A 15721-nucleotide genomic window follows, 5' to 3' on the forward strand; every position below is an offset into this window, starting at 1 on the left:
ACTATCCACTTCCATCAAATGAAAAAGACAGCGCAACTGTTTTGCAAAAGTAACTTCTTGTCTGGATTTGCAAATTTAAAATCCAGTGCTGCCATAACAAAAGCAGAACTTACTTTTTCAATTCAGGTTAGCCCGGATTTTCTTCTTCCGGGGCCTCATCCTTCCCTCTTCTCCGGGCATTCAGCTCTAATTCACACGACGGCCACAAGGAAGTTGACGACGAAACCTCGGTTCCGAGCGTTTCGTCGTCAATTTTCGAAGATATCTCGCAAACGGCCCGAATTAGACTCGGGGCGGTGTGCCCAGTCGCCTTTGTATGCTAGCCTTCCTGACACAGTTTTCGACTGTGGGCTTTTGCCAATTCCAATCCTTTCCGGTTATACTCTTTCCGGAATTCCTCCCGGATGATTTCTGCGGGGCGGCCGCCCGGTTCCAGTTTGCGCCACTGAAAATCCAGTGCTTCCCGGATATATGCCCACTCGGCGGAGGCGGAGCCCGTCACCGGTGCTGCAATCCCAACGGATGTGGGGCTGTCACCGTTGGCGGAGCCTCCACCAATCGCGGAGCCTGTCACAGGCGCTGCAATCCCCTCGGGGGCGGAACCGGCAACAGGGGCAACGCCACCCTCAGGGGTGGAGCCGCCGCCCCTCTCAAAGAATTCTTCCATTTCCTGCAAAGCTTGCACCGCGTTCTCCCGGATGCTGAGGCCGTTGGAAAGGCAAGTGGAATTATCGAACAGCGCGGCGCGCTTCATGTCACGAAGCGCCCGAAGCTGCTCGCCCTCCGGGAACGGTTTCGGCGCCCGACTCGCCAGGTACACCATCAGGAGATGTAGAAACCGCACATCCTCCCGGAAGATCCCGATTTCCGAGTACGGGTTTTCATCGATAATCCGAATCTCGATATGGCTCACCCCTTCCCGCCGCAGGCGTTCCAAATCATACAGTCCCGCTGACTTCAGCCGCACCGGGTAGTACAGCTCCGCCGGGGACATCAAAGTCCCGTCCTCCGTGTATTTTAGGATGGAATCCACGTACCCCTCCAGGCTGCGGTAATCCAGCACCGGCTCGAAATCGTTCCAATAGCCGATTTCACTGCTCCGCGGACTGGCATACTTCAGGCAAGGCGTGCCGTCTTTTTTCCCCGGACAAAAATAGCTTTCATCCAGTACCGGACTCGCCGCAAAAAGATACACAATCAGCCATGCGTACCGGGTGGTCCACGCCGCCAAATTCAAATAGGCGGCATCCGCACTCCGGCGCTTTTCGCCGGCACAGCCGGTTCCAACGCCGGCATCCCCTACTGCCGAAATTGCTTCCCAGAATTTCTCCGGAAAAGACAGGTTAAAGTGAATCCCGGAATACAGCATCAACTGCGTGCCGTACCGGTCTCTCAAATGGTTCCGGTAGGCCGTCTTCCATGCCTTCTCCCCGTAAAACTCCATGGGCGGATTCTCCCCTTCCGCCTGAACATAGGGCGGGTTGCTGAAAGGCCACAGGTACTCCGGCCCGGTCTCCCGTTTTTCCAGCACTCGGGCCGCCTTCCGGTGCAGCCGCCGCAATGCCTCCCAGACCTCATCCGCGGAATCGCACACATCCGTGACAAATTCCAATTGATTCCCACTGAAATCCACATCCAATTCCACATCCTCCTGGAACGGGTGGGCCGTCTGAGCCAGCCGGCCGCGTCGGTCTACACGAAGACTTTCTTTTTCCAGCCCCATTCGTGCTACCAAAATATTTTTATCCAGTCGTTTCATATTTTTACTCCTACCCACAATATGGAAACGATTTTATCACGACAAAAATCTCATCGCAAGGAAATTCAGAGTGATTTGATAGGAATTTTCATGAAAGATTTGTGAAAGGTGTTGCATTTCCTTGAAATCAATGGTATTGTAACTTTCGTAGAAAATTTTTCCTAAGGAATATGAAGGGAGTTATATAAATGGCAATTACGAAGGACAACGTCATCGGCGAAGTTATCACCGCACATCCGGAACTGATCGAGACATTCTTCCAGAACGGAATGATGTGCATCGGCTGCCCGGCTTCTCAGGGTGAGTCCATCGAGCAGGCATCCCAGGTTCACGGCCTCGACGCGGACGCACTGGTAAACGCTCTGAACGACGCACTAAAAGCAGAATAGTCCGCGGCTCTAGGCGACCGGCTCGGCGAGCTCGATCGGCGGAGCGCATATCAGGGGTCGGCGAAGCCGACCAAACATGAAGATGGGAAGATTCCGGCGCAGCCGGAATCGACCGATTATTGGAGATGTAAAAACCAATCCTTTAAGTTGGTTTAAGGTTTTTGCATATAATAGTAACTGTAAACAGAAGAGATGCTGTTTACAGAATTCTATCACCACCCAATCTCAAACATAAGTTAACACGAAGGAAAAGACAAGGCACCCCCCATCGCCTTGTCTTTTTCGTTGCATTTTTCGGTTCTTCACTTTTTCCTCGCCGGAGGCTACCGGACCTTCACCACACACACAGCTTTCAGCTTCCGGTTTTCCTTGGAGCGGGCGGTGACCCGGATTTTGGCGCTGCGGCGGGCGCTTCTCCGGATGGTCACCTTTCCGGATTTGGTCACCTTGGCATACTTCCGGTTGGACACCGTCCAGGTGACGCTGCGGTTGGTGCCGTTGGCGGAAGCCTTCAGCTTTATGCTCTTTCCCCGCTTCAGGCTCACGGATTTTCGGTTCATCTTCACCTTGGTGCAGATTTTTCCGAAATGCACCGTAATCGTGGCATCCTTCGTGGCCTTCAGCTTGATGCTTTGGCCTTTCTTTGCGGCCGACGTCGGCTTCTTGAAGCTCTTCTTTTTGCCGTAACGGCTGATGCTGTAGGAATAGACGTAGGATCCCTTCTTCGGAGTGATTTTCAGCGTAATGGTCTCCCCGTTCAGAACGCCGGCGGTGCCGGTGACCGTGCCGGAGCCCTTGCCGCTCTTCTTCACTTTGAAGGTGCGGTATGCACTTTCAACCGGGATGCTCTTGAACGTCTCATAGGTGATATCGTCATCGTAAGACACGTATTCCGCATAGAACCGGTTTCCGGCTGACGAACCGTAAGCTGCCGTCTCCTGTCCTTTTCCCCAGAGGGTATAGCTCAGGGCCTCGGTTTTGTCGGTGGAGGTGTTGAACCGGTAGGTATCTCCCTTGCCGTCGGAGGAGGCGCCGCCGAACACGATGCCCTTGGCATCCAGGCCCACGGCGCAGCTTACCAGATTCTGTTCAAAAACATCCTGCGTAAGGGTTGTGTTCAGTACCTTTGGCAGGGTACCCGCCTTCTGCCACTTTCTGCCGTCAAAGGCCATCACATCGTAATTGAGTCCATTGCTGTTCCGGCCCAGAACGTAGTACAGCTTTCCGTTCTGAGCGAAGGCCTTGCCGTCGTACAGACCTTCCGGCAGGTTCGCCTTCTTCTTCCACATTGCGCCGGATTTTACCGGGCAGCTCCAGGTCTCAGCGGACGGCATAATCTTCTTGCCTTCCTTCTTTGCGCCGCCCGTCAGATACAGGTTCCCGTTCATTCCTGCCAAAGCGGTGCAGCCGGCGCTCTCTTCATCGATGGTGCTCGGCATGCTGCCCTTGTCAATCAGCGTGTCGGAATATACCGTCCAGTTCTTCTTGCTACCGGTCAGATCCATGCCCACCAGCATGTAAGACTTCCGGTCGCCCAGATCGCAGCAGATTACCTCATAGACGTTGCCCCTCATATATGTCGCATTGGTCACCAACGTAATTTCCGGGCGTTCCCCCTTCTTGAGCTTCCAGAGGAAGTGCTTCTTCTCCTGACTCTTCGCATACTTCGTCACTGCGTCATCCAGGCTCTGACCCACCCGGTCGTAGTCGTTCTTGTCCACGGTATACAGATTTCCGCTTCCCGCATCGTATCCCAGTTTCCGGATATCGTTCGGAATCCACTGGACGTTATCGCCATCGGAGCTTGCATCCTCCTCGTCGTCGAGCAGGTCCTTGGATGAGGAACTCTTGTTGCGGGCCGCCGCGTCGCTGCGTTCTTCCTCTTCATCCGACAGGACGAACTCCTTCTTGTATTCGGCATTTCCTTTTACCAGATAGAAGATGCCTCTGCCCGTCTTCTCTCCGTTTTTTAAGCTAAAAGCAATACTGCTTCCCGCCAGGTTGTACGAGGATGCATTGGAGATGGTGATTTTGCTGCCGTCGGAGGACACATCCTTGGAAGCGATGTCTCGCTTGGTGTCCTGAACCGTATTGGTCACCGTGATTTCCGGATTGGTTCCGAATCCGGCACCCTCCAGAATCACCTGATTTTTCTTCGGGTCCACCTTGGCCGACCGGACGGCCGGTTTGGCGGAAACGCTGTTGGCGGTGTATTCGTCGAAATCGATTCCGCCGCCGGTGGATACTTCGTTCTTATATCGATCGTTGGTGGTCTGATACAGGATGGATTTCAGCTGCTTCGCATCCGCAGTCGGATTCATCGCCGCAATCAGGGCCACGGAACCGGTGACCACCGGAGTGGCCATGGAAGTTCCGGAGAACAGGGCGTATTTGCCGAATTGATCCGCATCCGCACCGGCTTTGGAAATTCCCAGGGAGCTGATTTCGATGGTGGCATCGCCTTCATCTCCCACCTGGTAGATGAATCCCAGACCGAAGTTTTCCCCTTTCGCACCGGATGCAGAGAGCAAATCTGTATTTCCTTCGGCTCTCCACACATCGTTCATGCTGGAATCCGTCTGGTTAATATCCTCGGAAGCCACGTTCAGGGACTGGATGGTCCCCTGATCCGATACGTCCGCCGCAATGTCTCCCGCGATGAAGAATCCGGAACCCCCGCCCTGGGTGATAGTCCGGTAGGCGATGTTGCAGTAGGTATTGGATCCATCCGATTCTCCGCTCTTCTCGTATGGGAAGTACAGCAGGAACATGTCACCGTTCTTCGCTCCGGTAATCTTCCACTTCAACGCGATTTTGTCGCCGGAGGCGCGGAAATTAGCGTCTTCGGATTCGTCGATGGTCAGCTCCGCTTTTCCCTTGCTGCCCTTGCTCAGCTTCTTTCCGGTCACCGCGGCGCCGAATTCCTTCATGCCGTCGATGGACTTGCCGGAAGCGTCTGTTCCGGTTACCGGGGTGATGCCGTTTTCTTTTATGGAATCTTTATTGAATTCCCCGTAATACTCCGAAAGCTGCTTCACCTTATCGGCGGAGTACAGCCACGGGGTGTAGTTCGGATAGCTCACCGAGGAGAGGATGTTGGTGCCCGGCGCCATCACATCCACGTTCCGCTTTCCGTAGTTGGAGTAGGATGCCAGGGTGCCGTCCTCGGCGGAAGCCGCCACCGAAACGCCGTAATCGGAGCCGGTGTTGGCCGGAGCATTGGCAATCAGGTCGTTGTCCGACGTCTCGTTTCCTGCGGCACAAATGGTGAGAATGCCCGCTTTGCCCGCTTCGTCGATGACGGAGTCGTAAATGTCGGAATCCACATCCGCGCCAAAGGAGCAGTTGATGGCTTTCAGGTTCACGCCCAGCTGCTTGGCCCGAATAGTATAGTAGAAACCTTTGAGGATTCCGCTCAGGGTGCCGCTGCCGTCGCTGTCCAGCACCCGGATGCCCATCAGCCGGATGCCGCTGCTGTCGCCGGATTTGTCGCTGCCGAATACGCCGGCGGTTCCGGTGCCGTTGTTGGCCTGAGCCGCGATGATGCCGGCACAGTGGGTGCCGTGGCCGTTCTGGTCCATCGGGTCGATGCCGTCCGGATCGTCGGAAGCATTGCCACCCAGGAGAATGTCCCAGAAATCCGCCTCCTCCTCTACAAAATCGTGACCGTAGGTGCCGGTGAGCTTGAAGCCCTTCGGGGCCTTCCACATGTGGCTCTTCAATTCCTCGTGCTCGTAATCGATTCCCGTATCCATTACCGCAACTACCACGTCTTTTGCGGATTTCTCTGCGGTCTTGTCATAGGCCTCCCAGCCGGCGGGGGCGTGGATGCCGTCCAGATGCCATGCGGTGCGGAGGTACTCATCGTTCCATCCCGTCCGGTTTCCCGTATCCTTCGCCTCAAAAATATAGTTCGGCTCCGCGTTCTTGATTTCCGGGTTCTTCTCCAATTCCTTTGCCAAGGTCTTGGCGCTTCCGTCCTTCGAGGAAACGACACTGATGACCGTCTCATCTTCCGAAGATTTCGTCGGGGTCAGGGCAATCGTATCTTGAATCTCGTACTTGTCCAAGGATTTCTCCAGGATTTCCGCCTGCTGTCCCAAAGTGTTCTCCGCTTTCTTCTGCCGTTCGCCGGACTTTTCCTTCATGGCACTGCCGAAGGATTCTGCCGTAGCGGCCCGGCGCGCCATCTTCTTCTCCTTGGTCGTCGGCGCATCCGTGGTAACGGCGCCTTCCTTATACTGTACTACCACCTGGTTCGGTACGCATTCCGGATATTTCTTCCCGGAATTGACAGCTCCGGTGAGGCGGCTCCCCTTGGCGGAGGCGGCCAGGTTCGGCAGTTCCGATTCCGTCGTCGCTGCAGCTTGGAATGGCATCATGCTGATGGTCATTCCGCAGGCCAGCGCCAACACCGTCAGCTTCTTCCCTGTGGTCTTCATTCGGTGAGTCTTTTTCTTCATTGCTCTTACCCCTGTCTGTGTTGATGTGTTCTGTTCGGTAAAAATAAATTGCGAATCCGTCCCTACCGGTTTGCCGAGCGCTCGAATCGGGGGAAGATGAACACCCGCCGGCAGCTCCGGCATCCGCAATTTATAAATATTGTACCATAGGAAAAAGCGGTGAAATCTTAAGATTCCTTAAGATTTCACCGTTTTTTTCTTTATCGCGCCCTTCCGGCGCACCGTCTTACTCCGTCACCAGGTAGCTGGCCACGTTTCGTTCGCTTCCGTGGGAGGCGATAATCGTCCCCCTCGCCTGCCGGGTGAACACCCCGGCAAAACTTCCGTTATAGGAATACAATCCGTTCATATTGATGTAATCCCACGTCCTTCCGTCTCCGAACATGAAGTCCACATTGGGAGTCGCATACTGCTCCGCGTATTCCTGGCAGATAAATCCTTTGTTGTAGTATGCCTCGCACACCTCCCGCCATTCCTCCGGCGACCGGCCCCGGCCGTCCGCCACACTGTCGGATCCGTAGGAATCGTTGGGTTTGAGGATGTATTTGTCTTTGTTTCGAATCACTTCCTCCAGCTTAATGCCCTCCTCCCCGAAGTCGCAGGTGTACGGCACATGCTCTCGCACGAACCGGTTCTCCTCTGCCGTGAGAATTGCCCGGGTCTCCTCCCGGTGCAGCATGCTGAAGAAGGTTTTGGCATGGGCCACCTGGGTTCGGAAAGAGCCGCACAAGAAAACATTTCCCTCTCGATAGGCATCCAGCAGCGCCGTGACCGAATCGTACTCCTCCATCACATCCGCCGTCACCGCCCGGCGGTAGATTCCGTGAATCTCATAGCCCTCCGGTGCCAGCAGCCGGCCGTCCTCGTAGCGGAGCGACCGGATGTCGATGACCTGGGCGTAAATTTCTTTTTGCCGAAACCGCGCGGCGAACTCGTAGAACTCCGGCACGTTCCCCTTATCCAGAAAATCCACGATGGCCACCGTCGGCACCAGCGGCATCTCCGGATGTTTTTTCCGGTAGTGGGTGTACAGCTCCAGGAAGGTCTCCACCCAGCTGTCGAATAGCTCGTAGCTCCGGAGCCGATACTTCCGGCAGATGGCCTGGTGAGCCGGGTTTCGCAGGTTCAGCTTGTCCAGATGGAAATCCTCGTTCATGGCGCTGGTTCCGTCCGTGTTGATCTCGCAGAACTTGAAATCCCCGGTATCCTCGTGATAGAAAATATCGAAGCGGGCCATCGGCAGTTCGTCCGGATATCCCGGATCCGCCAGAATCAGCTCCTCCAGTTTCTCGGAAAAGCCGAAGCCCTTCCGATATTCCGGATCCGCCACATAGCGATCGATCACCTTGCAGCAGATTCGGTGGGTCATCTCCACGATTTCCCGAAACCGCCAATCGTCCTCCCGGGTATACACCTTCTGCATCGCCAGCGGCTTGTCAATCAGCCGTCCCCGGGAAATCAGCGGAGTATGCTGCAGTTCCTCTTTCATCTCCTCTGCCGCCGCCCGATTCTCTTCGTAATGTTCCTTCAGCTCGCGGATGTAATCCGCATATATCTGTTCCCGTAAATTCATTGCTACCCCTTCATGATGACTTCGTAATCCTCATCCACGTATTTGAAGCCGTGCTTCCGGCAAACCTCCGCGTACGCCCGGTCCGTCCGAATCATCACCCGGCTCTCTCGCCGCCGATGCTCCCGCAGGTAGTCGCCCAGTTCCCGAAGGAGGTTCTCCTCCAAGTGCCGTTCCCGGAACTCTTCCGCCACCATGACGTCGCACACCAGATAGTACAGCACCCCGTCTCCGCAGATGCGGCCAAACGCCACCAGCTGCTCCTCTTCAAAGATTCCCACGGTAAAAAGACTGTTTCGTATCGCTTCATAGGCCGACTTCAGAGGGATTCTCGCGCCGCACTTCTGCGCCAATGCCGCAAAATCCGCCGGAAGCGTTTCGTTATAACGATATTTCATTTTACAACCCTTTCCTTATCCTTCCAACGACTCGTTTCTTCCCGACAGGCTCCACTCCACCGGTGCTTCGCCGTGTTCCTCCAGGAACTCATTGGCCCGGGAGAAGTATTTTCCCCCGAAGAAGCCCCGATAGGCGGACAGCGGACTGGGATGTACCGATGTGATGATGAGATGCTGCTTCCCGGTAATCAGTGGCACCTTGGATTTGGCGTTGCTGCCCCAAAGGATGAATACAATAGGCTTTTCCCGCTCATTCAGCAGCTCAATCACCCGGTCCGTCAGCTGCTCCCAGCCCTTCCCCCGATGGGAGTTGGCCTGATGCGCCCGCACCGTCAGCGCCGTATTCAGAAGCAGCACGCCGGACTTGGCCCAAGGAATCAGGCAGCCGTTCCCCTTTGGCGGAATTTCAAACCCGACATCTTCGTGAAGCTCCTTGAAGATATTCTGGAGGGACGGGGGTTCCGGAACACCCGGCTGAACGGAGAAAGCCAGCCCGTGGGCCTGTCCCGGTTCGTGATACGGGTCCTGTCCCAGGATGACCACCTTTACATCCTGATATGGTGTGTACCGAAAAGCGTTGAAGATATCGTTCATCGGCGGATATACCGTCCCCTGAGAATATTCCTTCTTCAAGAACTGCCGCAGGTTCAGATAGTAGCCCTTGCTGAATTCCTCCCGAAGTACGTCGTCCCAATCATTTCCAATATTTACCATTTTGAAAGCACATCCTTTCGTTCATAGAATCGGCATACCAGCAGCGCAATAACGGTTCCGCTGAGAGCTCCGCAGAGCACATCCAGCGGATAGTGCACGCCCACATACAGTCTGGACAGAGCGATGAGGAATGCCAGGGTCAGCGCCGGCACGCCGTACTTCCGGGGAAGTTCCCGGAACATCACCACCGCCGTCACAAAAGAAGCCGCCGAGTGACCGGAGGGGAAGGACCAGTCCGAGGGTTTTTCCACCAGCCGCTGAACTCCGGTGAACATCTCGTACGGCCGGATTCGACCCACCAGGTTCTTCAGCATCAGGTTGTTCACCACAAAGGAGAGAATCAGCGCCGTCGCCGCAATGACTCCAACTCTCCGGGTCTTCTTGAAACACAGCATCAGCAGAATCAGGGCAATCCAAATACTTCCGGCGTCCCCCAGGTGGGTGATGAATTTCACCAAAGGTGTCAGTCCTTCGTGTATGACAAAATGCTGAATTTCCATCAGCAGATTTCCATCCCATTGGGTAATTGTGCTGCCCATTCTTCCTCCGTTTCCAAGCCGCTCCGGGCGGCCGTCCTTCCTGTAAAAACCTTTTCTTAACTATAAAAGCCTGCGGCCAGGCCGCAGGCTCTCCGCTCTATTCCATATTATATACGATGAATGGAGTCTTTATATGAATGTTCTGTATTTTTTACCGGAAAATCAGCTCGTCTCTTGCCGGACCGTTGGAAACCATGGTAACCGGAACGCCAATCAGCTCTTCGATGCGCTCCACATAGTCTCTGCATTCCTTCGGCAGATCTTCGTACTTCGTAATTCCGGTGATGTCGCACTTCCAGCCCGGCATGGTTTCGTATACCGGCTTTGCCTTCTCCAGCTGAATGGTGTTCGGGAAGTCAGTGATGATCTCTCCATCCACATCGTAGCCCACGCAGATCTTCAGCTCGTCCAGGTATCCCAGTACATCTACAACGGTGAGTGCCACTTCGGTTGCACCCTGCATCATGCAACCGTACCGTGTTGCCACGGCATCGAAGTTGCCCACTCTTCTCGGACGACCGGTGGTAGCACCGAACTCTCCGCCGTCACCGCCGCGTCTTCTCAGCTCATCCGCTTCCTCCCCGAACAGTTCGGATACGAATGCGCCGGCACCTACGGCAGACGAATATGCTTTTACCACACAGATAATCTTCTGAATTGCATACGGCGGAACGCCCGCACCGATTGCACCGAATCCTGCCAGTGTGGAGGAAGAGGTGACCATCGGATAGATACCGTGGTCCGTATCCTTCAGCGCACCCAGCTGACCTTCCAGAAGAATCTTCTTGTCGTCCTTCAGCGCCTGGTGCAGCACGGCGGATGTATGTGCCACGTACGGTCTCAGAATTTCCGCATTTTCTTTGATTTCTTTGTAAATTTCTTCCGGATCCAACAGCGGCTTGTGGTATAGATGCTCCATCAGCGTGTTCTTAATCCGGCATACGTTCTCGATTCTCGGCATCAGGGTCTCTCTGTCCGCATACAGTTCGCCCACCTGGAACCCAATCTTTGCGTATTTATCCGAGTAGCATGGCGCCATTCCGGCCTTGGTGGAACCGAAGGATTTGCCCGCCAGTCTCTCCTCTTCATACGCATCCAAAAGCATGTGATAGGACATTACCACTTGCGCCCGGTCCGAAACGATCAGCTTGCTGTGCTCTACGCCGGCATCTTCCAGCGTCTTCAGCTCCTCTGCCAGAATCTTCGCATTTACCGCTACGCCGTTGCCGATTACGCTGACCGCGTCCTTGCTGAAAATGCCCGATGGCAGAAGGTGCAGTGCGAATTTGCCCCACTCGTTCTTGATGGTGTGGCCGGCATTGCTGCCTCCCTGAAAACGAACCACATAATCTGCGTCCTGTGCCAGGCGATCGGTAATTTTTCCCTTACCTTCATCGCCCCAATTTGCTCCTACAACTGCTGTAATCATATTTCCTCCTTTAATGCAGCACTCTGCTCTCATAAAGGCTTTGTGACCTCGTCCAATGAATGACCTTCTGCATCGCCCAATTACCGTTGTAAAAATAGCTTTTTTTAAATCGCATGGGCTTCCGGTTTTTCCTTGCAAAAAGGAGAATCCCCGAGCCACACACACAGGCCATTGTATAACAATTTCCTGTGCAATGCAAGGCTTTCGGGGATTCAACCGCACTTACGCGCTATTTCGTCTTCGTATTCTTCGATGCGGACCAAGCGGAATAGTAGGTCGTCTTTCCGACCTTCTTATAAGTCCGAACCCGTACGTAATACCGCTTCTTTGCTTTCAGCTTTGTCAGCTTCTTCGTGGTGGCCTTCGCGGACTTCACCGTGTACTGCTTTGTCGCCGATTTCTTAAAGGTCTTGGAGGTGCTCCGTTGAACCTGGAAACCGGTTACCTGCGCTCTCTGTTTTTTCCAATAAACCTTGATGGATTTCCGTCCCTTCTTCAGCGACTTCATTGCCGGTTTCTTCGGAACAATCCGGTATTTCACGGATACGGTTCCCTTGACGCCTTTGTATTCCTGCTTAAATGTCGCCTTTACGGTGTAGGTGCCCACGTTTTTCTTGGCAGTGGATCCGGAAAGTTTGTAATACTTTGCCGGTACTTTTCCGCCTCGAATCGTCACGGAAACGGTCGGCTTCTGGGTCTTTCCGTTGTACGTGAGAGTCGGCTTCTTCACCGTCATCACAGCCTTCGTGCCGCCGATAGCTTCTTTATAGAAGTTCAAGCTCTGCAGCATGTAGCCGTTAAAGTCGAACAGGCCCATATTGTCCCATGCGCTGGCGCCCGCCGTCGGCTTTTCTTCATAGAACATTTTGAAATCCGGAGAATATCCTTCGGCCGCTCTTGCAGCCCATCCGTTGCCGTATTTCTCCGAAATTTCTTTATTTTTATCCCAATTGTGCTGTCCCGGAACGGTTGGAATCCATGCCGGCTCCCAGTAATACGCACCCAGGCCATTGTAGCTTGCGCCCAGCACTTTGTACATATCCGTAAGTGAATCCACCTGTCCCTGCGGACCCACCTTGTAGTTCACGTAGCTGCTCGGTTTGCCCACCTGGTTGTTGGTTCCGTCGGAGTCTTCCGAACTGCTGAGCCAGGAAGTTTCCATTACCACAAATTCTTTTCCGTATTCCTTCGCCAGATTCTGTACGTCCTTCAAATCCGAAAGTTTGTTTCCGTTTCTACCGGCCCAGAAAGGATAGTAGGAAGACCCCAGTACATCGTAATCTACGTGATACTTCTCCCACGCATCCATTACGGTCTTGTATTTATTGCGATTCGGCGTCTCCAGCTGAAGGGCAATCTTGGTATCCGGTGATACCTTCCGTACAGCGGATGCCGCAGAATTCAAGAACATGCAGGCAGTTCTCGGACGGTTCTTCACCTTGCTCTTGCTGCCCCATGCGTCCGTGTAGCTTTGGTCAAAGTCAAATGCGCCCGGAATTCCGTTGGTAATCTCGTTGCCCAGCTGAACCATCGTTACCGGAACATTGGCGTCTTTGAATTTCGTGAAAATCTCTTTCGTGTAATCGTAATAATCTCTTCGAAGCTGTTCGGTATCGTCAGCATCCTTTTTCCAGGCTTTCGGCAGAATCTGCTGGGTTGGATCGGCCCAGAAATCGGAGAAGAACAGATCCAGCGTAACGCTCATTCCATACTTCTTAGCTTCTTTTCCAAGCTCCAGAGCACGGTCCGGATCCATTCCGCCGCCGCCATAAGTGGTCTTGGTGCCGTCCGTATTGTGTTTCCACGGATCGTTCCATACGCGGATTCGAACGGAGTTCACGCCGTGATCGCTGAGAATCTTCAGCAGCGGTTCTTCCTTTCCTTCCTCGTTATAAAACTTCACGCCGGCATCCTGCAGTGCTTTGTAAGATCCCACATCCACGCCTCGGATCATATCCTTGGTCATACCATCAATCTTTTTAATCTTCACCTTCTGGGCTTTCAGTCCCGGTTCTCCGCCGTATTCGTACGGATTGTACCACTCCGTCACATCTGCTTTTGTGCCGTTTCCATATGCGAAAGCAGCGATGGATTTCTTCAGGTGACCGTAATTGTCCACCAACGCTGAGGACTCCCAACCCAAGAGAGCATTATCGTAAATCAAGCCGCCCTCATTGCTTCCGCTTACGGTGGCTTTCAGAACATCGTAGATCTGAGATGCCTGCCGATCTCTCGTCGCCGAGGTGTCCTTGTCGTCTTTCGTCGGGAAAGAAATACCCGCAACGTACAGATTCTTTCCGGCTGCTTTCGCCTCTCCTTCATATTTTTGGAAGGCATCTCTCAACGCCGCAATGTACTCCGTGCTGTAATAGCTTCCGTACAGCGTCACGCCTACCGCGTCGTACTGAACTCCGTTCCTTTCTTTGTTCAGCTCCTGAAGAACCCCCTTAACATCCTCTGCCTTAGAGGAATCTTTCGCATCTCCCGGTGCCGCAATTCCGATTCCAACCTGAATATCCTTGTTGGAATCCTTGATGATGCCGGAGATATCCCCCATAGCCTTCCAGCCCTTATCAGAATCGTTGCCGCTATATCCCAGGAAATTGTAATTCACGTTATTCCCGATGGTAATCATGTCCGGAGTAAAACCGGCTTTCGTGAATCCGGCCAGAACGGTGTCTTTAGTGTACGCCTTTGCCGCAGCGTCTGCATCCTTTCCATCCCAGGTTTTCGATGGTGTCTGGTCATTTTTGTCCGTCATCCAATCGCAGAACAGGAGCACCATGTTGGTCTTCAGGTCTGCCGCTTTGGCGGCCTTCAGAGTTTTAATTCCATCCTCCAAGGTGCAGAGGTTCTTCTGTCCCAAGTCACCGGCGCTAGGATTTACCGCCACCTTAACGGTCACCGTATTCACGCCCTGCTGCTTGAGGAATTCCATCAGATTCTCAATCGGTCTCTGCTGATAATCCTTAAATTCCTTTTTCCACTCCACATTCTTCTGATACATGGAGAAATCCACTCCGCGAATGGTCCCGTCGCTGATGTTCTCAATCTTCGAAAACTGATTCCATGCCGAGTTCTGTGCCGAATCCCCCGCAGTGTCTGCAAACACAGCTCCCGATTGCACGGAAAAAACCATGGTCAGGCACAAAATCACCGCCACAGCGAATCGTTTTCTGCACAATCGATTTAACATTTCTTTTCCCCCTTTTCTCATTATCGATTTTTTCAATAACCCTGTTTAATTTTACTATATATAACATCCTCGGAAAATAAACCAGCGGTTTATTTCCTGCTAAATTCACTGAAAAATTTCCCGGCCGCCTCAGCCGAAAGAATCTTATTTTTGTGGGTGTATTTCTTGAACAATTCTCCGACAGGTGGTATATTTATTGAGTAAAGTCTTATTATGTACAGCAAAGAATGGAGTTATGAAAATGAAAGAATATACCCCGGTTAAAGAAGGTAAAGTTCGTGAGCTCTACGATGCGGATGACAGCCTGATCATGGTTGCTACCGACCGCATTTCTGCGTTTGACCATATTCTGCAGAACGATATCGTAGACAAGGGCGTGGTTCTGACCCAGATGTCCAAGTTCTGGTTTGATTTCACCAGCGACGTGGTTCCGAATCACATGATTTCAACAGATGTGAATGATATGCCGGAATTCTTCCGGAACGAGAAGTTCGAAGGTCGCAGCATGATGTGCCGCAAGCTGGAGATGCTCCCGCTGGAATGCATCGTTCGCGGATACATCACCGGAAGCGGTTGGGCAAGCTATCAGGAAACCGGCGAGGTCTGCGGAATCAAGCTGCCGGAAGGACTGCAGGAGTCCCAGCAGCTGCCGGAGCCAATCTTCACTCCGAGCACCAAGGCTGAAATCGGCGATCACGATGAGAACATCTCCTATGAGAAGAGCATCGAAGTTCTGGAGAGAGATTATCCGGGACACGGCGAAGAGTACGCTGCCAAAGTTCGGGATCTCACCATCGCCGTATACAAGAAGTGTGCGGACTACGCACGGGAACACGGCATCATCATCGCCGATACCAAGTTCGAGTTCGGACTGGACGAGAACGGAGAGATTGTTCTGGCAGACGAAGTGCTGACACCGGACAGCTCCCGTTTCTGGCCGCTGGAAGGCTACGAAGTGGGCAAGTCCCAGCCGTCTTACGACAAGCAGTTCGTTCGTGACTGGCTCAAGGCAAACCCGGACAGCGACTACAAGCTGCCGCAGGATGTCATCGACAAGACCATTGCGAAGTACAAGGAAGCTTACACGCTCCTGACCGGCAAGGAACTGTAAAAACAAATGCATACTGTTCGGGCGATACCGATTCATCGTTGGTGTCGCCCTTGTTTGTCTCAGTAGCTCAGGGGACAGAGCACCGCTCTCCTAAAGCGGGTGTCGGAGGTTCGAATCCTCTCTGGGACACCATAAAACAAAGCCGAAAGTCCT

Annotated in this window: 10 protein-coding genes and 1 tRNA gene; 3 read left to right on the top strand and 8 right to left on the bottom strand. The window is 53.4% G+C overall.

The window, feature by feature from the left end; all coding sequences use genetic code 11:
- Positions 1–319: 319 nt before the first annotated feature.
- A complete protein-coding gene (locus FYJ65_RS05475) occupies positions 320–1759 on the bottom strand; it encodes a hypothetical protein (protein ID WP_154554349.1) in 1440 nt (479 codons plus the stop codon).
- A gap of 188 nt (positions 1760–1947) precedes the next feature.
- Between FYJ65_RS05475 and FYJ65_RS05480 the strand changes: the two genes are divergently transcribed.
- A complete protein-coding gene (locus tag FYJ65_RS05480; RefSeq protein WP_154554350.1) occupies positions 1948–2148 on the top strand; it encodes a DUF1858 domain-containing protein in 201 nt (66 codons plus the stop codon).
- A 323-nt stretch (positions 2149–2471) separates the two neighbouring features.
- Here the strand turns inward: FYJ65_RS05480 and FYJ65_RS05485 are convergent, their stop codons facing one another.
- The 7 genes from FYJ65_RS05485 to FYJ65_RS05515 form a co-directional block, all read right to left on the bottom strand.
- Complete coding sequence (locus FYJ65_RS05485; protein ID WP_206157317.1) at positions 2472–6611, bottom strand: S8 family serine peptidase; 4140 nt, start codon at positions 6609–6611, stop codon at positions 2472–2474.
- 226 nt (positions 6612–6837) lie between these two features.
- Positions 6838–8184, bottom strand: a complete 1347-nt coding sequence (locus tag FYJ65_RS05490) for a glutathionylspermidine synthase family protein (protein ID WP_154554352.1) — start codon at positions 8182–8184, stop codon at positions 6838–6840.
- A 2-nt stretch (positions 8185–8186) separates the two neighbouring features.
- Positions 8187–8579 carry a GNAT family N-acetyltransferase gene (locus FYJ65_RS05495; protein WP_154554353.1) on the bottom strand — a complete coding sequence of 131 codons (393 nt, stop codon included), beginning with the start codon at positions 8577–8579 and terminating at the stop codon, positions 8187–8189.
- A 15-nt stretch (positions 8580–8594) separates the two neighbouring features.
- Positions 8595–9293, bottom strand: a complete 699-nt coding sequence (locus FYJ65_RS05500; protein WP_154554354.1) for a uracil-DNA glycosylase — start codon at positions 9291–9293, stop codon at positions 8595–8597.
- Positions 9287–9832 carry a phosphatase PAP2 family protein gene (locus FYJ65_RS05505; RefSeq protein WP_154554355.1) on the bottom strand — a complete coding sequence of 182 codons (546 nt, stop codon included), beginning with the start codon at positions 9830–9832 and terminating at the stop codon, positions 9287–9289. Before FYJ65_RS05505 ends, FYJ65_RS05500 begins: the two co-directional genes overlap by 7 nt.
- 151 nt (positions 9833–9983) lie before the next feature.
- A complete protein-coding gene (locus FYJ65_RS05510; RefSeq protein WP_154554356.1) occupies positions 9984–11261 on the bottom strand; it encodes an adenylosuccinate synthase in 1278 nt (425 codons plus the stop codon).
- 229 nt (positions 11262–11490) lie between these two features.
- Positions 11491–14457: a glycosyl hydrolase 53 family protein gene (locus FYJ65_RS05515; protein ID WP_206157318.1), complete on the bottom strand. Its 2967-nt coding sequence runs from the start codon at positions 14455–14457 to the stop codon at positions 11491–11493.
- A gap of 235 nt (positions 14458–14692) precedes the next feature.
- On the opposite strand from FYJ65_RS05515, the gene FYJ65_RS05520 reads away from it, so the two are divergent.
- Both FYJ65_RS05520 and FYJ65_RS05525 read left to right on the top strand, forming a co-directional pair.
- Positions 14693–15568 carry a phosphoribosylaminoimidazolesuccinocarboxamide synthase gene (locus tag FYJ65_RS05520; protein ID WP_330636975.1) on the top strand — a complete coding sequence of 292 codons (876 nt, stop codon included), beginning with the start codon at positions 14693–14695 and terminating at the stop codon, positions 15566–15568.
- Between the two features lie 56 nt (positions 15569–15624).
- Positions 15625–15700: transfer RNA gene (locus tag FYJ65_RS05525), tRNA-Arg, on the top strand.
- The last annotated feature ends 21 nt before the right edge of the window (positions 15701–15721 follow it).

This window comes from Mogibacterium kristiansenii (genome assembly GCF_009695905.1).
Taxonomy (GTDB): domain Bacteria; phylum Bacillota; class Clostridia; order Peptostreptococcales; family Anaerovoracaceae; genus Mogibacterium_A; species Mogibacterium_A kristiansenii.